The organism is Streptomyces sp. NPDC034085 (assembly GCF_055575555.1).
In genome coordinates this window covers 44634-65886 of the sequence record NZ_JBVISL010000012.1, presented here as the reverse complement: position 1 = coordinate 65886, position 21253 = coordinate 44634, and the positions used below count along the sequence as shown (strand labels likewise).

Below are 21253 nucleotides of genomic sequence, written 5' to 3'. Positions count from 1 at the left end.
ACGGGCGCGTCACGAGCTCTGCTGGAGTCGCTCCGCAGCCTGAGCAGGGGTGTCGTAGTAGCCAGGCCGTGCCAGCAGGACCGAGCTGAAGTGGTAGCCCTGCTCTTCCTCGGGCTCATCGTCGGCCGCGAACGGACGCCAGAAGCTCAGCAGCAAGTCCGGGGCAATGAATGACGCATCGTCGTCAGGATCTTCCTCAATCGAGGTGAACTGGCCCATGCGCTGGACAACCTGGCGGGACGGAAGCGCGAACACGTCCACACCCTGAAACAACACTCGGTCCGCCTGGGACGACGGCCTTCCCAACTCGATGGCTTCAAGCATGTCTCGCATGCAGTGGATGCTGATCATCAGTCCGCTGGGACGGAAGACGTGCTGCCCCGGCCGATCAGACTCCGAGACCGCGGAGAGATCGCGGAGCGCGTCCAGCGCCGTGTTGGCCGCGTGCCGAGTCATACCGATCCGCAACGGGCCAACGCCGGTCGGTGGGGCGAGGTCGAAGTCCATGTGGGCATGATCCCAAACAGGTCTGTCAACGAGTCACGAAGGGCCATCCAGTCCCGGCAGGTTACAGAGCGTGAGAGCTCCACAGAAGTTGGACCAGAACCCGCTCTCACCTACGCAGCCATTCCGGAACCCGCGGGCCGCGTAGGCGTCGCGCTCAGAGGATCCTGTGCTCCGTCCAGAACGGGCCGAGGTCCCCGGCCGCGGCCGCCTGCGCCGCGCGCTTGAAGTCCGCGGTGGTGGCGACGCCGAGCCAGTGGTCTCGCACGTAGCCGTTCAGCAGGGCCGCCATCGCCGTGCCGCCCAGGACGCGTTCGAGGTCGTGCAGGGCGCAGGCCCCGCGCATGTAGACGACCCGGACGTACTCCGAGCGGCGGCCGTCCGCGTAGTAGGCCAGGGAGCGCGTGAGGGCGGCCGTGTCGCTGGGCCAGGCGCCCTGGTCCTCCCAGCAGGTGGTGGTGTCCTCCCGGTGGTACAGCTGGTTGGCGTACTGGGCGAAGGACTCGTCCAGCCAGGGCGACGCGAACTGGTCGTTGCCGACGATCCCGTAGAACCACTGGTGGGCGACCTCGTGGACGACGGCCGACCCGTCCGGTTCGGTCCACAGCAGGACGAGGCCGGGGAACTCCATGCTGCCGAAGTCGTCGAGGGTGTCGCTCATGACGAGGTCGAGCTCGCCGTACGGGTAGCGGCCGAACCGCCTGCCGAACTCGTCCACCGCGCCGGCGGCGTCCCTCAGACCGGCGGAGACCCCCTCGGGGGAGGTGGTGGCGGTCCAGTACGCGTTCAGCCGGATGCCGCCGGGCGTCGTCACCGTCTGCGACCGGAAGGGGCCCGCAGCCCATGCGAAGTCCCGCACCCCGCGCGCCACGCTGACGCTGACCGTACGGCCGGGTGCGCCCGGGCGCCGGGTGGTGGTGCCCGTCGCGGGGACGACGAGCGCGCTGGGGTGGTCGAGCGTGACCCGGAAGTCACCGGCCAGGGTGTGGAAGCTCTCGCCGAAGCCGACGTCCGGGTCGAGGTGGCGGCCCTGGGCGTCGCGTACGGACAGCAGCGGCAGCGCGTTGCCGAGGTAGCGGTGCGCGCCGTCCCTGCCGAAGCGGTGGACGCGGTCCGGGACGGTGATCTCGACGTCGAAGGAGACGCTCGCACGCGCCCCGGACGGCAGCGGAGCGGGCAGGTCGATCGGTAGCGCGGTGCACCCGACAGCGAGCGGCCGCGGGGCCCCTCCGGTGACCCTGCCCACGCGCACCGCGGCCGGCCGGCCGGGGGCACCGCAGCCGTCGGCGCCGTTGCCCCACAGCCGTACGTCGACCGAACGCAGCGGCGTACGGGCGGAGTTGCGGAACGACACCGTCTGTCGGCCGGTCCAGCGCGACCCGTCGCCATCGGCGCGCAGCGACACGTCGTACGAGGGGCGGTCCGGTGTCGCCGCCCCCACGGGGGTCGGGTCGCCCTGGGCCACGGCGGCCTGCGGCACGAACAGCAGAACGCCCACGAGCGCGAGCAACGGCATCCACCTGAACGAGTTCATGCCAAGCACGCTAGAACCCCCCTCCCCCCGGACGCACACATTCCGCCGCCCGCACCACCCCAACCCCGCCCCGGCAGCACAGAACGTTCGACCGCATCGGTACGCCGACGGAGGGGCGGTCAGAGCCCTGGCTTCGCCGCCCAACACGGGGGCCTCGGCTTCTCGGCGGTACGGATGAGTGCCAGGGCTCTTCAGGGGCAGGCGGAGTGGCGGGGCTGTGCGGACGGACTGGGCCGGAGCCGGGAGGGGCGTCGCGTGTTCGAGGGGTTCGTGACCAGGACGGTGTGCACGGGGGATGCGTCCGTCTTCGTTCGGTACGGGGGGGAGGGGCCGCCTCTCCTGTTGTTGCACGGCCACCCGCGCACGTCGGCGACGTGGCACCGGGTCGCGCCCCTCCTGGTACGACGCGGCTTCACCGTCGTCTGCCCCGACCTGCGCGGTTACGGCCGCTCTCGTGGCCCGGCGCCTGCTCCTGATCATGTCCCGCACTCCAAGCGTGCCGTGGCCCGGGACATGGTGGAGGTCATGCGGACGCTGGGGCACCGGCGCTTCGGGCTCGTCGGGCACGACCGTGGGGTCGCCGTGGCGCTCCGCCTGGTGCTGGACCACACCTCGGTGGTGACCAGGGTGACGTTTGTGGACGGCCTGCCTCTGAGCGAGCACCTGGCCCGCGCAGATACGAGGTTCGCCACCGCGTGGTGGCACTGGTTCTTCTTCGCCCAGCCACAGACTCCCGAGCGCGTCATCAACGCCGATCCCGACGCCTGGTACCGCGGCACCCCCGAAGCCATGGGGCAGGAGAATTACGACGAGTGGCGGGCCGCGACCAGGAATCCGGACGTCGTCCGCGCCATGCTGGAGGACTACCGCGCCGGGCTCACCGTGGACCGCCGACACGAGGAAGCGGACCGAGCCCGGGGCGCCCGGATCGACTGCCCCGTCCTGGTCCTGTGGTCGCTACGGGACGACCTGGAAGACCTGTACGGCGACCCGCGCACCATCTGGCGCAACTGGGCTGACGACGTCCGGGGTCACGGCATCGACGCCGGCCACCATGTTGCCGAGGAAGCCCCTGGCCCGCTCTCCGCCGCCTTGGGTGACTTCTTCCTCGACTGACTCTGCCTTGAGCCCACCCGTCTCCACCACCGGAACGCAGGTGTCCAGCCCAGCCGAGGAAGTGCCCGAGAACTTCATGGTCGGTGCCAGGCTGACCGCGGCACTTGCTTCCACGCCGACCATGCGACCGAAGCCGTGGTCGCCGCCCCGGTGATCACCCGCCTTGACCGACGGGAACGGTTCGGCCAACGCCTCACACCACCGACGCCCGGAAAGGATCAGTGGGAATGATCTCCGCGTCGTCGAAGAGTTGCTCCAACGCCTCATGGCCCTCGCGCCTGCGGAACTCGATTTCGGCGGCCGTCACGGGCAGAGTCCACAGGATGCGGGCGTGTCCCCCGGGCAGCGGACAGTGCTCAAGGTCCGGGCCGTGGAGATAGGGCAGGCTGATCAGCAGGTGGTCGCAGGTCGAGCCCGGCACCCATGGTTCACCGATCGGCATGCTGTGTTCCAGATCGAGCTGATGCCCTCCGCAGTGGTAGTAGGCGATCATGGCCATGAGGTCGATGAACCGCTGGTCGCGGACGTGGGCGGTCATGACGAACTCAAGCCCACGGCCGTCCTTCTCCATCGCGGCCCAGCACCCTGCGGTCACGTAGCCCCAACTGTCGCTGCGCGGACCGGGGCCCACAACGAGAACCCGCAAGTCGGGCACAACCTCGCGCCGCCCCGACCCGAGGTCGCAGACGACGACCTCCACCAAATGCCCCTCGAAGAAGGCCCGAACATGTGACTCAACGGCCTCCGCGGCCAGCAGCCTCGCATCACTCACCGCGCGATCATGCCAGACCACGAACAACCGGCCCGATCACGCACCCAGCGTGAGGACTCGTGGGCATCAGCCGTGTATACGCGACACCTCGGCATGTGGGCCTACCGGTCCCAAGGCCGAGGCTGCACACCTGCCACAGCCCACCATCGAACGGGCCCGAATGGCCGACCGCACGTCGAGCCGGCGGAGCATGCGCCACGACGCTGCCCCTGCGTCAACGCCCCTGCCGTCGGCGGGCATCGAACCGGAGCAGCACCCGCACCACACGCCACACCGCGGCAACGACAGCCAGCACGGTCCCCACCACGAGCAGGCCTTTCCCCGCAGGCTCGGAGACACCGACGACCAGTGCCGGCACCAACAGCACGCCGAACACGGCCGCCGCCAAGACAGCAGCCGTCACCAGGGCGAACACGATCTCGACCGTCATCGCGTCCTTCTCCCACCGCGACTCTCGCCCCTGGCCCATGCTGCAAGTTTCACATGACGCCCAGTCCGCGGACCCTCATCTGAACCAACCCCCGCGAGGAATGTGCGACGCCCCAGCACGGGAGTCCACGAATCGGGGCCGACGGCCATGTGCCGGACGAGATCCGCAGTGCCCGGCCGCGGACGTACGGCCTCCTCAGCCGTCCAGGAGCCGCCATGCGGTGAGCGCGATCCTGGCCCGGGTCAGCCCCGTCGGTGCGGTGAGTTCGATGTCCAGGGTCTTCGCGATCTGTTCGAGGCGGCGGGCGACGCTGCTGTGGTGCAGGTGAAGGAGGTCGGCGGCCCGGCGGAGGGAGCCGGTGGCGCAGTACGTGTCCAGCGTCCCCAGATCCTCCGGGTTGCCGGCGATGCGTGCGATCGCGGCCACGTCGGCGTTCTCCCGCGCGGTGTCCTGGGGCACCTCGGCCAGGAGCGCCAGCGCGCCCAGGTCGGCGTGGCGGACGACGGGTTCGCGCGGGGTCGTGAAACGCAGGGCGGTGCGTGCCTCGCGCCAAGAACGGTCGGGGCTGCCGGCGGCGCCGATGCCGGCGCGTACGCCTGCCGGGAACCGGGCCGGGTCGGCGGTGGCGGCCAGGATGACGCCGACGTCGGCGAGCGGCGCCGCCTTCACCGGGCGGTCCGGGCAGATCATGCCGCCGATCCGGTCGAGCGGGAGCTGCGAGCGTACGGCGACGACGTGGAGGGGCAGTTCGGCGGCGAAACCCAGGAGCCGCAGGGCCCGGGCTCTGGCCGCCTCGTCGCCGTCCGAGCTGATCGCCAGTTCGACGAGGGCGGGGTCGGCCATGGTCGTGCGGGCCGGGCCGTACCGCTCGGCGACGGCCGCCGCGGCGATGGCCAGCCTGTCGAGGAGCACTTCGTCGAGCGGATTGGGCGGGCCGGGGCGCTCCAGCCACACGCTGCCGATCTCCTCCTCGTCGAGTGTGATCGGCGCCGTGGTGGACGCGGGTGCCGACGGGGCGGACGCCTGCCTGCCGTCGGGCGAGACGCGGGTGGTCCGTCCCGTGCCGTGGAGTCGCAATCCGGCCACGCATTCGGCCAGGCCCGCCGACGCCCGGGCGAGCGCGGGGAGATCCACCCGCCGGCGCATGAGCGTGTCGTAGAACGCGACGATGCGTATCGCCCCGTCGACGTACGGATCCAGTCCCGACAGCCGAACGGCCAGTGCCTCCATGGCAGAAGGATAGGGGGACGGGGGTGCGCCGATCGGCGCGCGACGGGGATGGGATGCGCGACGGATGGCGGATGAGTCCCCGGGGGACGGCCGTGAGGATGGTCGTCATGGATCCCGAACTCGAAGCATTCATCCCGTTCCTCCCGCAGCTCGACATGAACGACCCGGTCACCGCGCGGAAGGAATTCGCCGAGCGTGCGGCTGCCACTCCCGCCCCGGACACCTCGGACATGGAGATCGAGGACCGTACGGTGCCCGCCGGTACGGACGTGCCGGTCCGGGTCTACCGCCCGCACCCGGCGCAGGGCGCCATCGTCTGGTTGCACGGCGGCGGCGGAGTCTTCGGTGACCTGGACACCGAGCACCCGTGGGCCGCCCGGGTCGCCTCCCTTTCCGGGGCGGTGGTGATCTCGGTGGGCTACCGCCTGGCGCCCGAGCACCCGTTCCCGGCCGCCTTCGACGACGCCTACGCCGTCCTGGCCTGGACGGCCGAGCACGCGGACGAACTCGGCATCGACCCATCACGGATCGCGGTCGGCGGCCACAGCGCCGGCGCGAACATCGCGGCCGCGGTGGCGCTGCGGGCGCGTGACGAGCAGGGACCGGCGATCCGCTTCCAACTGCTCAACCAGCCGGGGCTGGATGACCGGCAGGAGACGTGGTCGGCGCGGAACTTCACCGACACGCCCTGGTTCGACCGCGACAAGCTCGCCGCGGCGTGGCGGCACTACCTGGGCTCCCGGCCCGCCACACCGTACGCCGCCCCCGCGCGGGCCGTCGATCTGTCCGGGCTGCCTCCCGCCTACATCGCCACAGCGGAGTTCTGCCCGAACCGCGACGAGGGCATCGCCTACGCGCTGCGCCTGATGCAAGCGGGCGTGCCGGTCGAGCTCCACCAGTGGGCCGGCACCTTCCACGGATCGCAGGCCCTCCTGTTCGCCGACGTCTCGCAGCGCCAGAACGCCGAACTGGGTGCCGCTCTGCGCCGCGCTCTGGCCGAGTGAGCCGGGCGCGTCCCAAGGCACGGGGAGCGTCCCCGTCGCCCGTACTCAATGATCACGAAAGGACGGCTGTCTTGAAGATCCGACTGGCGGTTTGTGGAAGTGTGGCCGCGCTCGGCGTCTGCGCGGGCACGGTGGCGGCGGCTCCCCCGCCCGACGGGACGAACGCGGTGGCGGCCGGCAGCACGAGCCCGTCGGCCCCGTTCCGGCCCGCGGAGCTGCAGACCTCCCTGGACGGTGTCCACCGCGCCGGGATCCCGGGGGTGTACGCCGAGGTCCGCGACGGCGGCCGGACATGGCGCGGGGCTTCCGGGGTCGCCGATCTCACGACCCGGCGCCCTGTCACGCCCGACATGCGGCAGCGCGTCGGCAGCATCACCAAGACCTTCACCGCCGCCGCGGTCATGCAGCAGGTCGAGCAGGGCAGGATCCGGCTCGATGCGCCGATCGGCGACTACCTGCCGCAGCTGGTGCCGGGAGAGCGCGGCAGGAAGATCACGGTGCGCATGCTGCTCAACAACACCAGCGGCATCCCCGATTACATCCGCTACGCGTTCCCGTCCCTGCAGACACCCTCGCCCGAGAGCCTGGACGACAACCGCTTCAGGCAGTTCCGCCCGGCCGAGCTGATCGCGCTGGGGCTCAACGCGCCTCCCGCGGGCGAGCCCGGAGGTCCCGTGGGGGTGTACTCCAACACCAACTACCTTCTCCTCGGCCAGCTCTTGGAGCAGGTGACCGGTACCCCGGCCGAGGAGTACATCACCCGGAACGTCATCGAGCGCGCCGGCCTGCGGCACACCGCGTTTCCGACCGGGACGCGCATCAAGGGACCGCACTCCCGGATGTACGAGGCCGCGTACGGCCTGCTCGATCCGCCGCGCGACTACAGCGTCTACAACATGTCCTGGACCGGGACAGGGGCCGCCCTCGTGTCGACCATGGACGATCTCAACGTCTTCTACGCCAAGCTGCTCGGCGGGAGGATCGTCAACCGGTCGTCGCTGGAGCAGATGCAGCGCACCGTCCCGGTCATCGCCCTGGACGGATCGACGATCCAGTACGGCCTCGGCCTGCACAAGCTCGACATCCAGGGCTGCGGCACCTTCTGGGGCCACGACGGCACGGTATGGGGAGCCGGAACGATTTCCATGACCCGGGCCGACGGCAAGCGCCAGATGTCCGTCGCGGTCAACCTCCAGAGGTGGGCCAAACCGGACCCCGCGGGGAACGCCCAGCACCACCCCATCGACGAAGCGCTGCAGACGCTGTTCGGGCAGGCGATGTGCGGCGACGGTAAGGCCGCCCGGCCGTAGCCGTCCGGGGCGCATACAAGGCGCCGGCCCCGGAAGGCTGAGCGCAGCCGCCGGTCCCGGGTGACCGGCACCAGGGCGCCGCCTGACCCTCTTGGAGGACGGGGACGAGCCCGGCGACCGGGCCGTCCCCGTCCCAATCCAGCTGCTGACGAGGACCCGCAGGCGGCTACCGGCTTAGACCAAGTCGGGCATCCAGGAGTCCTGTTGACCGCGGCAGTGGGGTCCTGGCCCCGCCGAGTTCCGGCCTTTGGCCTCCGCGCGGCGCTGCGAAGGTCCGTAAGGCACCTTACGGAGTGGTACGGGAGCGAGTCGTACGACGGCCGCGCAACGTGATCGGCACGGGAGGTGGTGCAGGGTCGGTCACGGTCAGAGGCGGGCCCCGCTCTCGACCTTGTGGTTTAAGGCGGCGGACAGGGCTTGGCACACAGCCGACCGGCAACCACCATGAGACGGTGCTCACCCTGCCAGGCGACCACAGAGCGAAGCATGGCGCCGCCTCGCAGTGGCTCGGCTGTAGGGACAACGCGGACTTCGCCCCCTACAAGTCCGGCAAGTCCGCGAGGGGCGCCTACGAGCCGGCCGGCCGACCCGGTCCGGCGGCCTCGGCGATGCGGTAACCGACCCCGGCCGTCGTCGTGATCACCGGGGGAGCGCCCAGCTTGCGGCGCAGGCGGCCGATGGTGACGGTGACCGTGTTGGTGAAGGGATCGGCGTTCTCGTCCCACACCTGCTCCAGCAGCTGCTCCGCGCTCAGGAAGCCGGGGCTGGCGCGCAGCAGCGCCTCCAGGACCGCGAACTCCTTCACCGACAGCTCCAGCGGCCGGCCCTCACGCAGCACCGTCCGCCGAACCGGGTCGAGTTCGAGGCCGGCCGCCCGCAGCGTGCGGCCCCGGGCGGCCGGCCTGCGCCGGGCCAAGGACCGGATGCGCAGGACGAGCTCGGGGAAGTGGAAGGGCTTCGCGAGGTAGTCGTCGGCCCCTAGGGTGAGACCGCTGACCCGGTCGCCGGGCTCGCCGGCGGCGGTCAGCATCAGCACCATCGCCCGCCCGTCCCGCCCGTCCCGCTCGGTGATCATCTGGCACAGCACGTCACCGTGGATGCCGGGCAGATCGCGGTCCAGGACCACGACGTCGTACGCGTACACGTCGATCCTGGCTGCGGCGGCCAGGCCGTCGTACGCCACGTCGACGGCCATCCCCTGGTCCCGTAGCCCCTCAGCGACGACCTCGGCCAGCGACCGCGAGTCCTCGACGACCAGCACCCTCACGCCGCCACCCCCGCGTCCCCGTCCGGCCCGGCGGCCGCGGGCAGTAGCACGGTGACGCCCAAACCGCCTTCTGGAAGGGCCCGCAGGGCGAGGCGGCCGCCGTGCGCCCCGACGATCGCCGCGACGACGGACAGCCCCAGCCCGGATCCGTCCTCCGACCCGGTCCGGTCGGCGCTGAGCCGCTCGAACGGCTGCGCCAACCGGTCCACTTGCCCCTGGTCCAGTACGGGTCCTCCGCTCTCCACGACCAGGCGTACCCGGCCGTCGTCCTGCCCCGCCGAGATCCGGATCCAGCCGCCCTCCTGGTTGTGCACGACCGCGTTGTCGACGACGTTCTCCACCAGCCGCGACAGCAGCGCGGCACTGCCCCGCGTCCACGGCGGCGGACCTGCCCCATCCACACCCTCGACGGTCAGCCCCTTCGCGGCGATGTCGGCGGCCCGCGCGGTCAGCGCCTCCGCCACCAGTCCGCCCAGCGGCACCGGGGTCCGCTCGGCGAGGGTGCCGTGCTGCGCGCGGGCGAGGACGAGGAAGCCGTCCAGCAGGCGGTCCAGCCGGTCGAGCTCGGTCCGCAGCCGCCCGGCGAGGACGACGGTCTGTTCCGCGGGTTCCGGTTTGGCGACGGCCACGTCCAGCGACGCCCTCATCGTCGCGAGCGGCGTACGCAGTTCGTGCGAGGCGTTGCCGACGAAGCGGCGCTGCGCGGCGAACGAGGCCTCCAGGCGTTCCAACAGGGAGTCGACGGTGTCGGCGAGCTCCTTGACCTCGTCGGCGGGCCCGGCGACGGCGAGCCGCTCGTGGAGATTGGCCGCGGAGATCCGCCGGGTCGCCACGGTGATCATCCGCAGCGGACGCAGCACCCGCCCGGCGAGGACCCGGCCGAGCAGGAGCGAGAGCCCCGCCATCACCAGCAGCGCGAACAGCGAGCCGACCAGCAGCCGGTGGCCCTGCTGCCCCTGGATCTCGGCGAGCTGCCGCTGGAGGTCCTGGACCTGCTGCTCGACGGCGACGGCGGACCCGCCGGACCCGCCTGACCCGCCGTCCGGGAGCTGTCCGGGGGCGATGCCCGTCACCCGGGTGCCGGACATCAGGTGGCTGAGGGCGAGCAGTACGGTCCCCGACCCGAGGAAGCCGGCCGCGTAGAGCAGCGTGAACCGCCGGCGGACCGTCCCGCCCCGCAGCATGTCCATGGTCCCCGTCCCCCTCCGCGTCCGGCCGGGCCCAGGATGCCCCGCTGCACCTAACAGCGGCGTAACGGGGACGGTTCGGACCGTGTGAGGGACCGGACCGTAGAACCGCCCCATGACCACGACCAACGAACCGCTGCGGCGGGAGTGGACCCGGTTCCGGCGTCCGGGCCGGCTGATCGCGATGGCCGCGGCCGCCCTGGCCGTCATCGCCCTCGGCCTCCTCCATGCCTTCGGCAACCACGCGTCCTGCGACGGCCCGTGCCCCGTCGACCCGACCGGACCCGACGGCTCCCTCGTCAACGACCAGTTCGCCTTCGCCCACCGCGAGCTGGGCGAGCACGGCACCATCACTGTCCGGATGACGTCCATGACCGGCACCATCACCTACCCGCCACCGAACCACGACCAGATCCTCCCCGGCCTGGTGCCGTGGGCGAAGGCCGGGATCATCATCAAGGACGGTGTCCGCCCCGGATCCTCGTACGCGGGGCTGATGCTCACCGGCGCCCACGGGGTGCGCATGCAGTACGACTACCACCACGACATCGCGGGCCGCGCCGGCGGGGTCTCGGCCCAGTCGCCGCGCTGGCTGCGGCTGACGCGGTCGGGTGAAACCGTCACCGGCTACGAGTCCCCTGACGGCGAGCGCTGGACGAAGGTCGGCACGGCGCGGCTGCCCGGACTGCGCCAGACCGCGCGGGTCGGGTTGTTCGCGGCCTCACCCGGCGACCTGACGCTGCAGCCCACCGGCTTCGGAGGCGGCGTACGCGAACACGTGCGCTTCACGCAGGCCTCCGCGGTCTTCGACAAGGTCGCCCTGACGGGCGCGGCCACCGAAGGCGGCTGGACCACGGACACCCTCGGCGACATGAACCGCACCGACTGGGAGAAGTACCACCAGCCGTCCGGGGCAGTGGAGAAGGACGGCACGATCACCGTCACCGGCATCGGCGACATCGGCCCGGCCGGCGCCGAGGACGGCGCCCGCCCGGTGGAGAGCACCCTGGGCGGCCTGCCGCTCGCCCTCCTCGTCGTCCTCGTGGTCGCGGTGCGCTTCGCCACCTCCGGGAACCCGGGCGGGCCGCCCACCCGCCGGGTGCTCGCGGCCCGGGCGGCCGTCGTCGCGGCCGCCACCTTCGCCACCGGGCTCCTCGCCGTCGCGATCGTGCTCCCGGCGGGCGTGTCGGTCCTCAAGGGGAACGGGATCACCGTGCTCCCCGTGTCCACACCCACCGGAGCGCGCGTCGTCCTCGGCACGGCCGCCGCCCTCGCCCTCTCCGCGGTCGTCGCGTTCGCCCTCGGCACCCTGCTGCGGCGCGCCCGGTTCGCGGTTCCCCTCGCACTCCTGGCGGTCGGGCTCCCGTACGCCGTGACCTCCTTCCCGCTGATCGCCGACGGCCCGGCGCAGTGGCTACTGCGCCTCACCCCGGCCGCGGGCTTCGCTACCCGGCAGACCCTCGTCGAGCACCCGCAGGTCCTGGCCCACTACGCGCCCTCCGCCGGGTACTTCCCGCTGCCGTGGTGGGCCGGGCTCGGCGTGCTGTGCGCGTACGCGGCGCTGCTCCTGTGGTTCGCCGCGCGGTGCAGGAGCTCCGGGGGCGGCCGGGCCGGCTGAACCGCCCGCGCCCTGCCCGACCCCCAGGTCGGCGACCTCCTCGGAGGCCGGGTTCTGCGCGGGCGGGGAAGGCGGGGAAGTACCCGTCCGACAACAACACGACCACGCGGCTCTCCCGGTCTGGCATCCACTGACCGCCGGTCCCGCCCTTCGAGCGCCAGCCGTCAGGGCAATGGCAGACTTCGGAGGTGAACTCTGAGCTATATCCCGAGCTAGTAGCTGCAGGCAGCCTTGCCGCCGCGCTGGAACGACTGGCGGCCGACCTTGGTGTCGATCTCGCGGTGGTGCCCGGCGACTGGGGGGCACTCGTTTCGGCGGGCATCGCTGCGTCGGTCCCCGAGCGCAAGCCGCTGTCCGTTCGCATCGGGGCCGAGAGCCGTTGGTTCGGTGTCTCCGGTTGGAGCCAGGGGGTCGAACTCATCACCGGATCCACGCCCGATCTTGCGGATGTCGTCAGGGCCGGCGTGGCGTGGGGGCAGGGCGGGAGCCTGCGGGAGCTGCGGGCGGAGCTGCCGTTTCTGCACTCCAGCGAGCACGCCGAGGCGCACGAGCGCGGGCCGGCCGCGGTCGTGGAGCTGCAGTGGCGTTTGATACGGAATGAGGCAGCCGAGGCTCCGGATTTCCCTGAGTTCGGCGCACTCGTGGAAGCGGCTCACGCCGAACGGCGGCTGCGAGAGCTCTATGTGTTCTCCAGCCACTGGACGCTCGGCTTCAGCTCCTGCACCGGATTCCCGTTCCAGAGCGAGGTTGCCATCGCCCCGTCACATGGCGGCAGTCCGTACCGCGTCCTGAAGCACCCTCACGCCGACGTCATCAGCGAGGCCACCACGGCCGAAGAGGCTGTCGCCCAGGCGGTGAACCACCTCCCCGGCGGACTTGGTCCGGCCGTCATGGGCACGGCCAAAGGCAGGGAGTGACGCCAGGCGGGGGAGGCCGAAGCCTGTCCCCGTCATTGACGCTTACCCATCTCCAGGCCATGTGGCTGCCGTTAGAAGCGGGCAGGCGGCGGTCGGTCAGGGCGCCCAGGACAGTCGTGCGGCCTCGATCTCCGAGTCGTTGAGGAGGGCCCCGACGAGCGGGGCCGGGCCGGCGGCCTTGGTGGGCCCACAAGTCTGAGCCCGTGCACAGGACCCAGGACCGCTCGTAGGAGAGGATCACCTTCCGATAGGGCCGCACGCGCCGGCCTCGGGACCTACCGCGCCGTGATCAGGCGGGGTAGTAGGCCCCGGCGAGGATCTGGAGGGGATTGGCCGCCGCAGTCCCACAGCACAACTGGCTGGACCTCTTCCGCGCTGCCCAGGCTTCCGCCCACGACGGGAGGGGCGGTCCTCGTCGTACCCACCCGGGACGAGCTCATGGACCCTGCCGGGTTCGTGGCACGGCACGAGCTGACCCAATGGTTCTCCGTACCGTCGGTGGTCTCGCTCGCCGCCCGCATGCGGCGCCTGGCGCCCGAGTCGATGCCGACCCTGCGCTACGCGGCCTTCGCGGGTGAGCCGCTCACCCTCAAACAGGCCCGTACCTTCGCCGCGGCCGCACCCCGCGCGGTTCGCCGTCGAACTCGGCGAGGTGGAAGAGGCCCTGCAGTCACGCCTCGGAGTGATCGACGCGGTCGTAGTAGCCCGCATCAGCCGGCCCGCTCCCGTCCTGCGGGCGGTCTACACCGGCGAACTCACCGCCGCTCCAGGAAGCTCGGCGCGAGGAGCTGCCCGCCTACATGGTCCCGCGCACGCTGCTGCGCCTCGCGCACCTGCCCCTCCGCCCCAACGGAAAGACCGACCGCAACGCGGTGCTCGCCGCCCTCGACACTGCCTCCCCCCCCACGGACCGGCCCGCGGTCCCTGCCGCCGGGCGCACGCCGCGTACCCCTCCCGGAAGCGGCCCGCCTCGGCGGCGGCGAGAAGGCCCCCGCCCGCCACACCGCCCGCTGATTACGGCGTCCAGTTCCCCGGGCCTGTCGGCACCAACGCCCTCGAGGCCGCGCCCAAGCCCCCCCCGCAAGGTCACCGGGCGCCACACCGTCGCCTACTTCACGCACGGCTTCCACGGGATGACGCTCGGGGCGCTGGCGGTCACCGCCACCCCGGCCGAACGCGCCGCGGCTGGCGTACCGCTGCCCTACACCGTGCCCGTGCCGTTCGACGACCCGCGGACGACGACGAGCAGGCCTCGGCCCGCCTCACCGGTCCCTGGACATCGCCGCCGAGGGTCCCCTCGCAGCCGCCGTCATGGAGACCGTCCAGGGCGAAGGCGGCATCAACACGGCCCGCCCGGCCTGGCTGCGCACGCTCGCCTCCCGGATCCGGGAGCACGGCACCCTGCTGGCGGTCGACGACATACAGACGGGCTACGGGCACACGGGCGCGTTCATCTCCTTCGAACCGGCCGGGATCGTCCCCGACACCGTCTGCCTGCCAAAGTCCACAGCGGGTACGGGATGCCCATGGCCCTGACCCTGATACGGCCCGAGTACGACGTGTGGAAGCGCGGCGAGCACAACGGCACCTTCCACGGGCTGCCCGCCCCGCGCGGGCGCGGCCTGGCCTGGGGCCTGCCCTTCAAGCGTGCGGGCGCGGCCCGCGAGGTGTGCGAGGCCGCCTACCGCAAGGGCCTGCTGATGGAGACGGCGGGACCGCACGACGAGGTGGCGCAGATCCTGCCGCCCCTGACAGTGGCGTACGCACAACTCGAACAGGGCCTGGCCACACTCGAAGACGCCGTCGCTTCGGTGGCGGGCGTCGAAACCCTCGTGGCCTGACGGCACGACAGTCGAACGGACCACCCCGGCGGCACACCGGCCACGGGACTGACGAACGGAGAACGGATGTCGGTCGACCTCGTAGGGTTCCTCGGCGTGGTGCTGCTGGCGTACCTCGTACCCGGGCCCGACTTCCTCGTGGTGCTCCGGTCGGCGGCCGAACACCCGTCGAAGGGCCGGGCCGCCGCGCTCGGCGCCCAGGCGGGGCTGTGCGTGCACATGCTGGCCGCCGCCACCGGGCTCTCGCTGATCGCCACCCGCTCCCCAGTCGTCTACGAAGCGATCAAGCTGCTCGGCGCCGCCTACCTCGTCTACCTGGGAGTCCGGGCCGTGCTGGCCGCTCGGCGGACCGCGCGCGAGCGGGCCGCCGGGCAGCGGACCGCCACCGGCCCCGACGGCCTGCCCGCGAAGGAACCGCCCCCGACCGGCCCGGCCCGGAGCCGGTGGCGGTCCGGCTTCAGCCAGGGCTTCCTGACCAACGTCCTCAACCCCAAAGCGGCCCTGTTCTTCCTCAGCATCCTGCCGCAGTTCGTCCACGGCGACGGATCCATGACCCGCCAGATCTTCTTCCTCGGCACCCTGGACGTCGTCATCGGCATCGTCTACTGGTTCGCCCTGGCCGCCCTCGCCACCCGCCTGCGCACCCTCCTCTCCCGCCCCACCTTCCGGCACCGCTGGGAACTCACCACCGGCTGGCTCTTCATCACCATCGGCATCGGCGTAGCCGCCACGGCATGACGCCGGGGCCACTCCGGATCCGACAGGCCGGCTGACCCCCGGCGCCGGGGAGGTGCAACGCGCACGCGGGGGAGTCCTGCACGGGGCCGTGTCCGGCGCTGCCTCCCACGTGGCTTTCGAGCTCTGCAGGGTGGTGAGCCTGCTGAGCGACGAGTCGGGCCGGATCACCCTGCCCGGCTTCCACGATGCGGTGGCGGTGGCAGAGCGGTCGCCGTCCCAAGGGGCCGCCACCGGCCGCCACCGGTCTGTGGGCGGCCACCTCCCCACTCCTCGACGACCGCGGCGGCCTCTACCTCGAAGGCTGCGACGTCGCACGCGTCGTGGACCGTGACGCGCCGATGGACGACGGCGGCGTACGCCCGTACGCGATCGCCCCCGACCCGGCCGCACGGCTCTGGGACCTCTCGCTCACCGCGACCCGAGCCACCCCGATCCCCGGCTGACCACCGCCGTACGGCCTGGCCGCGGAAGCAGGGTCCGGTCGGTTGAACCCAGCGTCCGGCAGAGGACTGCATCCGATCGAGTCGTCGCACGGAAGTACCGGAGGGAGACCGGACTTCTGATCTGTCGATCATCGAGACACTTCACGGTTGAGTAGAGGAGAGCCCTGTCGATGAAGAGCTTGTCGAGGTGGAGCCGATGGCTGGTGCCCGCACTGCTGCTGGTGGTCTGGCTGGGAATCGGCGGAACCCTCGGCCCCTACGCGGGGAAGCTCGGTCAGGTCGCCACGAACGACGAGGCGGCCTTCCTGCCGCAGAGTGCCGAGTCCACCCGCGTCATGGAGGCGCGGAAGGCGTTCGAACGGTCCGAGTCGGTGCCGGCGATCATCGTATGGCAGGCCGAGGACGGCGCTCCCGTCACCGGCGTCCAGCAGCAGGAGGCCACCGCCTCGCTCGCCGTGCTGGCCGGGAAGCCGGGGATCTCCGGACCGCCCTCGCCCGCCCTGCCCTCCGACGACCGGCTCGCCCTCCAGGCCGTCGCCCCCCTCGCACCTGATCTGGGCGACGAACTGCCGGCGGTCCTGGACGAGGTGCGTGCCGCGGCGGAATCCGTACCGGGTCTGAGCGCGCAGATCGCGGGACCCGCGGCCACCCAGGCCGATCTCGCCGACGCCTTCTCCGGCATCGACGGTCTCCTGCTGGGCGTGGCGCTCGGCGCGGTGCTCCTGATCCTGCTGCTGGTCTACCGCAGCCTGCTGCTGCCCCTGGTGATCATCATCAGCGCCGTCTTCGCCCTCGGGCTGGCGTGCGCCGCCGTCTACGCCCTCGCCGACCACGGCGTCGTGCGGGTCGACGGCCAGGTGCAAGGAATCCTGTCCATCCTGGTCATCGGCGCGGCGACCGACTACGCGTTGCTGCTCGCGGCACGGTTCCGGGAGGAGCTCGCCGCTCGTGGGGACCGCACGGCCGCTGTTCTCGCTGCGGTCCGCCGTTCGGCGGGGGCGATCACCGCCAGCGCCGCCACCGTGGCCCTCGGCCTGCTCGCCCTGCTCGCGAGCGACCTGACCAACAACCGGGCATTGGGCCCGGTCGGTGCCATCGGTATCGTCTGCTCCGTCCTGACCACCCTGACGTTCCTGCCGGCCGTACTGGCCCTCCTGGGCCGGACCGCGTTCTGGCCCGCTACTCCGAAGGCCGGCGACGCCACCGGGGAGGGACACCGCGTGTGGAACCGGGTGGCGGCCGTCGTCGGCCGGGCTCCACGCCGCGTCTGGGTGTCCGCCACCGTCCTCATGCTCGCTCTGGCCGCATGCGCAACGGGCCTGTCCTCCCACGGTGTTCCCCTGGACGAGATCTTCGTCAAGGACGCGCCCTCCGTCGCCGCACAGACGGCCCTCAGCCGGCACTTCCCCGGCGGATCCGGCCAGCCCACGGTGATCATCACGGACGCCGCGAAGGCCTCCGACGTACAGGCAGCCGCCCGTGCGACGGACGGCGTCGCCTCGGTCGCACCCGTGACAGCGGGCGGCCGACCCGGTAATGGCGAGCCGCTGGTGGTTGACGGCCGCATCCGCATGGACGCCACCCTCGAGGCCGCCGCCGACAGCGACGACGCGAAGCAAACGGTCGCCGCCCTGCGCACCCGTCTCCACGCCGTTCCCGAGGCCAACGCCATCGTCGGCGGCTACACGGCCCAGCAGTACGACACCCAGCGGACCGCAGCCCGCGACCGCACGGTCATCGTCCCCGTCGTCCTCGGCATTATCCTGCTCATCCTCTTCCTGCTGCTGCGCTCCTTCCTCCTCCCGCTCCTCCTCGTCGCCACCGTGGCACTGAACTTCCTGGCCACACTCGGTGTCTCCGCGCTCGTGTTCGAGCACCTGCTCGGGTTCAGCGGCACCGACTCCTCCGTCCCCCTCTACGGCTTCGTCTTCCTCGTGGCGCTCGGCGTCGACTACAACATCTTCCTGATGTCCCGGGTCCGCGAGGAATCGTTCGTCCACGGGGTGCGCCAAGGGGTGCTCCGGGGCCTGACCACGACCGGAGGCGTCATCACCTCCGCCGGAGTGGTGCTCGCGGCCACCTTCGCGGCCCTCATGGTGATCCCGCTCGCCTTCCTCGTCCAGATCGCGTTCATCGTGGCCTTCGGCGTCCTGCTCGACACGCTCGTCGTCCGCTCCCTGCTGGTCCCGGCCCTGGTGATCGACATCGGCCCGCGCAGCTGGTGGCCCAGCTCCCTGGCCCGAGGACCGCATCCCGACCCGCTGTCGAAGAACCCGGCGCCCAGCGCGCCGTAGCCACGCCCCGTCGGGCAGCGGGAGGACGCCCGCGCGCACATCTGCAGGAGCCAACCGGCGGCTGTGAAATTGCTGTTCGATTCTGAGAGGGGATCTCTCGGGGCTGGGCTGCGGCCATGGGCCCGGCCCCTCTCCAGCCCGTCACCGACCCGCCTAAAGGCGTCAAAGTGCATGATTTCGTCGCACCCCAGTGCACGGTCCGGCCTTGCTGTGGGGCGGGGAGGGACGACCGTACCCGGGGCGCGGACGTGATCGCTGCCCGACCGGCGAGGACGCTGCGGTGTCTCACCGGACCGGTCGACGTGCCGTAACGGGTGCTCAGGCGCGTGGAGTTGAGTCGTGTGGGTGACCCCTCCGGTGCGCCGGGAGGTGGCCGCGGACGCCGCCGCCTGGACCACCGGGACCATCCTCGAGGTTCTGCGCGCGAGCGGAGTCCGGGCACCGGTCCGGCTCGCCGTCCGCGGCGTGTGAGGAGCAGCACCTACGCCGGCCCAGCGCTCGGCGTCACCTGGCGGGGACGGCGCATTCCGGCTCGGCGCTTCCCAGATCGCCACCACGCGGGCCTGCAGCCGCCTATATGGTCGTCAACACCCCTTTCCCAGTCGCCGACGCATCTGTGGTACGGGCCCCTCGCCGAACCCGTCGCCTGTTCCGTCCGCGGCCTCGCTCCCGCCCTCGTCGGCGCCAACGCCGCCGATCACGAAGGTCTCCAGGACCGCCTGGCCCAGGCCGTGCCCCGCTCCCGGGCCGGGTCGTGGGCGGTCGGCGCGCTGGACTGCGCGGCCTGAGACCTGCGTGCCGAGGGCGACGGCTGCCCGCCGCCAGCAGGTCAGGACCCCCCTGGACCATCCGAGTCCCTCGTCGGGGCGGTGGTTTCGAGGCGTCGTTCAGTCGATGCCTCCCTCGTCACCAGCTTCCTCTGGCCGCGCCGTGCGCCGTCCGGGCGCCGGGGAGGCGGCCTCGTCTCCCTCTTGCTCTTCAGTGGAATTTCGAGTCGGGTACAAGTTGGCCAAGTGCGGAAGTGATGACGGCCCACCCCGACTGTAACGCCGAGGTAGGCCGAGGGTGCTGCCTACTTAAAAGCAACAAACTGGTGCTTCTCATAGCTCGTCTCACGCCAAAGAACCGGGTGCCCCTGCAGCTCGCCGGTCCAGAGTGATCCGAAGCAATCTTCTTTGAATTTAAGAGCAATTCGTACGCTCCTCTGCCCGGTTTCCAGTGAGCCCCAAGTGCCACTACCTGGGTCAGGTGCGCCATTGGGTCTACATTCAAGGGTTTCGAGGTTGATTCCCTCAGAGGCAAACGTCCCGTCTTTGTGCAGGGTAATTCGGCTCTCGCCGTATGTCCATGAGCGCGCCAACGCTGCTCGCTCGATCAGAATATTCTTAGGATATCCAGCGTCCGGGTGCTCGAAAGTAGCGCATGCAACCACTCCGGGAGTAAAGAGAGCGAGGCGCACGAGAGTGATGCACAGCTTGCGGAATCTATTCATCCCACCCTCTTGTGGCTGTAATGCCGAGGGATCACCGTTCTGGACACCATGGTCATGTCCTGACCCCCCGTCATTTCCATCGCACCGGGTTTACCGATCCATCTCTGAATGTATTTGTTCGAGGGCGTTCCATAGTCTGTCACGGCGTGCGCAAACGAGGATAGCGTCCTCGCATTCCTGATCGTAGTCCTTGCCTGCACTCCATTCTGGCCTACGCGAAGGATCTAGTAGCTGGCAGCATAGAACCCTAGGACAGGGCTCGGACCGTGTTCCCGGTCAGGCGCCACTGTTGCGCCTTGATTTCGTGGCAGGGGTGAAGTTCGTTTACCGCGCCGGCGACAAGTCCCTCAACAACCCGGCCACCAACCAGTGCGTCGACGTTCCCAACAACGCCGCCGACGCAGATTGCAGTACAGCTGGCCTTGATGACGGCTACCGTCACAACGCATCCCTCCATCACCTGCGGGACCGGCTGAAGGCCGAGCTGTGGGACAACACCCCCTTGCGGCAGGGCCCTGGATCCGAGCACGCGGGCCGCATGCTCGGCGCGGCCTTGCCGGCCCTGCACGCCCCGCCCGGCGCCTTGTTCCCCCACGGCCCCCGTGCCTCCGCCAGCGCCTCCACCACCATCCCCACCGTCCGAACCGGTCGCGGGGCTGGGACCGGAGCGGCACCACGGCCGAGCTCTCGCAGAGTTGCCCGCTCGGCACCCCGCCCCGCCGGCCTGCCGGAGCCCGGGCGCCGTCCGGATAGCGCGTGGCTGCTCCACCGGGCCCGTACCGTCCGCCACAGCGGCCACCGGACCGCGTTCGATCAACACCCGTACCCGGGAAGGGGAGTCACCCGTGATGAGGAGTGCTGTGGCCGAGGGGCAGCTGTACCGCGACCTCGCGCCTGACATGAAGGACCGGGACCGGCGGCTGCGCGTCACCCAGGTCCGCGACTGACGGGCCGACTTCGTGGTCGGACACGACCTGCGGGGCCCGGCCGACCGCACGACCCATGCGAGCTCCGCCCGGCTCCGGTCTGCCGCATTTGAGCTCGTCGAGGACCCGGCCGACGCCGACCCCCAGTACCTGGCCCTCTTGGCCACCCTCACCGAAGTCCACCACCCCGGTGCCACACCGCCCGACTACGCGCGGGTGGCCCTGAACGTGCTGCGCCGGCTCGTCCCGGCGGGAGAGGTCCAGTGCCCGTAAGCGAGACGCACCGGACCGGGACCGGCGGCACCGAGGACTGGCGTGACCCGGACGATCCTTGCGTCCGTACCGACCCGCACATGCCCCACGGGGCCCCGTTCACCGAGCGGGTCGGCGTCTGCCGGGGTGTGCCGGGCCCTGCCGGTGCCCGGCGGCGCCGATGAGTGTGGCGGCCGACATGGCCAGATAGCCCAGCCGCCGGGGCGCGGTGCGTGCGGCTGGCCGACACTGCGGGGCCGCGCAGTATGAGGGCGCATGGTACGCAGGGCGCTGTCGGGTGTCGTGGACGGGGCGCGCATGCTGGTTGGCCCGTCAGGTGGCGGTCGGCTGTGACCGGGCTGGTGGCCGGGTGGGAGG

General features: G+C 71.4%; 17 protein-coding genes and 2 pseudogenes. 12 read left to right on the top strand and 7 right to left on the bottom strand.

Features of this window, described 5'->3' with window-relative positions; all coding sequences use genetic code 11:
- Window positions 1-9: 9 nt before the first annotated feature.
- Both ACZ501_RS30475 and ACZ501_RS30470 read right to left on the bottom strand, forming a co-directional pair.
- Window positions 10-507 carry a hypothetical protein gene (locus ACZ501_RS30475; RefSeq protein WP_468799755.1) on the bottom strand — a complete coding sequence of 166 codons (498 nt, stop codon included), beginning with the start codon at window positions 505-507 and terminating at the stop codon, window positions 10-12.
- A 154-nt stretch (window positions 508-661) separates the two neighbouring features.
- Window positions 662-2038 (bottom strand): M1 family metallopeptidase, encoded by a 1377-nt coding sequence (locus ACZ501_RS30470; RefSeq protein ID WP_468799753.1) that lies wholly within the window; start codon window positions 2036-2038, stop codon window positions 662-664.
- A 255-nt stretch (window positions 2039-2293) separates the two neighbouring features.
- Between ACZ501_RS30470 and ACZ501_RS30465 the strand changes: the two genes are divergently transcribed.
- Window positions 2294-3154 (top strand): alpha/beta fold hydrolase, encoded by an 861-nt coding sequence (locus ACZ501_RS30465; protein ID WP_468799751.1) that lies wholly within the window; start codon window positions 2294-2296, stop codon window positions 3152-3154.
- 193 nt (window positions 3155-3347) lie between these two features.
- On the opposite strand, the gene ACZ501_RS30460 is transcribed toward ACZ501_RS30465, so the two are convergent.
- From ACZ501_RS30460 to ACZ501_RS30450, 3 genes are all read right to left on the bottom strand, one after another.
- Window positions 3348-3926 (bottom strand): suppressor of fused domain protein, encoded by a 579-nt coding sequence (locus ACZ501_RS30460; protein WP_468799749.1) that lies wholly within the window; start codon window positions 3924-3926, stop codon window positions 3348-3350.
- A 214-nt stretch (window positions 3927-4140) separates the two neighbouring features.
- Window positions 4141-4395, bottom strand: coding sequence for a DUF6332 family protein (locus ACZ501_RS30455; RefSeq protein WP_361601548.1), 255 nt, complete (start codon window positions 4393-4395; stop codon window positions 4141-4143).
- Window positions 4396-4551: 156 nt separating this feature from the next.
- Entirely contained in the window at window positions 4552-5586 is a 1035-nt protein-coding gene (locus ACZ501_RS30450) for a helix-turn-helix domain-containing protein (protein ID WP_468799747.1), read from the bottom strand.
- Window positions 5587-5693: 107 nt separating this feature from the next.
- On the opposite strand from ACZ501_RS30450, the gene ACZ501_RS30445 reads away from it, so the two are divergent.
- Both ACZ501_RS30445 and ACZ501_RS30440 read left to right on the top strand, forming a co-directional pair.
- Window positions 5694-6590, top strand: coding sequence for an alpha/beta hydrolase (locus ACZ501_RS30445; protein WP_468799745.1), 897 nt, complete (start codon window positions 5694-5696; stop codon window positions 6588-6590).
- Window positions 6591-6805: 215 nt separating this feature from the next.
- The gene (locus ACZ501_RS30440; protein ID WP_468799916.1) at window positions 6806-7900 is read left to right on the top strand and encodes a serine hydrolase domain-containing protein; all 1095 of its coding nucleotides are present in this window, start codon (window positions 6806-6808) and stop codon (window positions 7898-7900) included.
- 568 nt (window positions 7901-8468) lie between these two features.
- Here the strand turns inward: ACZ501_RS30440 and ACZ501_RS30435 are convergent.
- Complete coding sequence (locus ACZ501_RS30435) at window positions 8469-9167, bottom strand: response regulator transcription factor (RefSeq protein WP_468799743.1); 699 nt, start codon at window positions 9165-9167, stop codon at window positions 8469-8471.
- The gene (locus ACZ501_RS30430) at window positions 9164-10357 is read right to left on the bottom strand and encodes a sensor histidine kinase (protein ID WP_468799741.1); all 1194 of its coding nucleotides are present in this window, start codon (window positions 10355-10357) and stop codon (window positions 9164-9166) included. The genes ACZ501_RS30435 and ACZ501_RS30430 overlap by 4 nt, the downstream gene beginning before the upstream one ends.
- A gap of 112 nt (window positions 10358-10469) precedes the next feature.
- On the opposite strand from ACZ501_RS30430, the gene ACZ501_RS30425 reads away from it, so the two are divergent.
- The 9 genes and pseudogenes from ACZ501_RS30425 to ACZ501_RS30385 all read left to right on the top strand — a co-directional run bounded on the left by ACZ501_RS30425 (window position 10470) and on the right by ACZ501_RS30385 (window position 20896).
- Complete coding sequence (locus ACZ501_RS30425) at window positions 10470-11972, top strand: hypothetical protein (protein ID WP_468799739.1); 1503 nt, start codon at window positions 10470-10472, stop codon at window positions 11970-11972.
- A gap of 188 nt (window positions 11973-12160) precedes the next feature.
- Window positions 12161-12889, top strand: a complete 729-nt coding sequence (locus ACZ501_RS30420; RefSeq protein WP_468799737.1) for a DUF6193 family natural product biosynthesis protein — start codon at window positions 12161-12163, stop codon at window positions 12887-12889.
- A 1185-nt stretch (window positions 12890-14074) separates the two neighbouring features.
- On the top strand, window positions 14075-14425 hold the full coding sequence (locus ACZ501_RS30415; RefSeq protein ID WP_468799914.1) for an aminotransferase class III-fold pyridoxal phosphate-dependent enzyme: 351 nt from the start codon (window positions 14075-14077) through the stop codon (window positions 14423-14425).
- Window positions 14416-14730, top strand: coding sequence for a hypothetical protein (locus tag ACZ501_RS30410; RefSeq protein WP_468799735.1), 315 nt, complete (start codon window positions 14416-14418; stop codon window positions 14728-14730). Before ACZ501_RS30415 ends, ACZ501_RS30410 begins: the two co-directional genes overlap by 10 nt.
- Before the next feature lie 66 nt (window positions 14731-14796).
- A complete protein-coding gene (locus tag ACZ501_RS30405) occupies window positions 14797-15468 on the top strand; it encodes a LysE family translocator (RefSeq protein ID WP_468799733.1) in 672 nt (223 codons plus the stop codon).
- 208 nt (window positions 15469-15676) lie between these two features.
- A pseudogene (locus ACZ501_RS30400) lies at window positions 15677-15911 on the top strand (oxidoreductase); the annotation flags it as partial.
- 170 nt (window positions 15912-16081) lie between these two features.
- Window positions 16082-18205: an MMPL family transporter gene (locus ACZ501_RS30395; protein ID WP_468799731.1), complete on the top strand. Its 2124-nt coding sequence runs from the start codon at window positions 16082-16084 to the stop codon at window positions 18203-18205.
- Between the two features lie 339 nt (window positions 18206-18544).
- Window positions 18545-18676 carry a hypothetical protein gene (locus ACZ501_RS30390; protein ID WP_468799729.1) on the top strand — a complete coding sequence of 44 codons (132 nt, stop codon included), beginning with the start codon at window positions 18545-18547 and terminating at the stop codon, window positions 18674-18676.
- A 1869-nt stretch (window positions 18677-20545) separates the two neighbouring features.
- Window positions 20546-20896 (top strand): annotated as a pseudogene (locus tag ACZ501_RS30385) (DUF6354 family protein).
- Window positions 20897-21253 lie beyond the last annotated feature (357 nt).

What these genes read in the sequence shown, in the direction of transcription:
- ACZ501_RS30475 (WP_468799755.1), bottom strand. Translation starts at nt 507, where the DNA reads ATGGACTTCGACCTCGCCCCACCGACCGGCGTTGGCCCGTTGCGGATC.
- ACZ501_RS30470 (WP_468799753.1), bottom strand. Translation starts at nt 2,038, where the DNA reads ATGAACTCGTTCAGGTGGATGCCGTTGCTCGCGCTCGTGGGCGTTCTG.
- ACZ501_RS30455 (WP_361601548.1), bottom strand. Translation starts at nt 4,395, where the DNA reads ATGGGCCAGGGGCGAGAGTCGCGGTGGGAGAAGGACGCGATGACGGTC.
- ACZ501_RS30450 (WP_468799747.1), bottom strand. Translation starts at nt 5,586, where the DNA reads ATGGAGGCACTGGCCGTTCGGCTGTCGGGACTGGATCCGTACGTCGAC.
- ACZ501_RS30445 (WP_468799745.1), top strand. Translation starts at nt 5,694, where the DNA reads ATGGATCCCGAACTCGAAGCATTCATCCCGTTCCTCCCGCAGCTCGAC.
- ACZ501_RS30430 (WP_468799741.1), bottom strand. Translation starts at nt 10,357, where the DNA reads ATGGACATGCTGCGGGGCGGGACGGTCCGCCGGCGGTTCACGCTGCTC.
- ACZ501_RS30425 (WP_468799739.1), top strand. Translation starts at nt 10,470, where the DNA reads ATGACCACGACCAACGAACCGCTGCGGCGGGAGTGGACCCGGTTCCGG.
- ACZ501_RS30410 (WP_468799735.1), top strand. Translation starts at nt 14,416, where the DNA reads ATGGCCCTGACCCTGATACGGCCCGAGTACGACGTGTGGAAGCGCGGC.
- ACZ501_RS30405 (WP_468799733.1), top strand. Translation starts at nt 14,797, where the DNA reads ATGTCGGTCGACCTCGTAGGGTTCCTCGGCGTGGTGCTGCTGGCGTAC.
- ACZ501_RS30395 (WP_468799731.1), top strand. Translation starts at nt 16,082, where the DNA reads ATGAAGAGCTTGTCGAGGTGGAGCCGATGGCTGGTGCCCGCACTGCTG.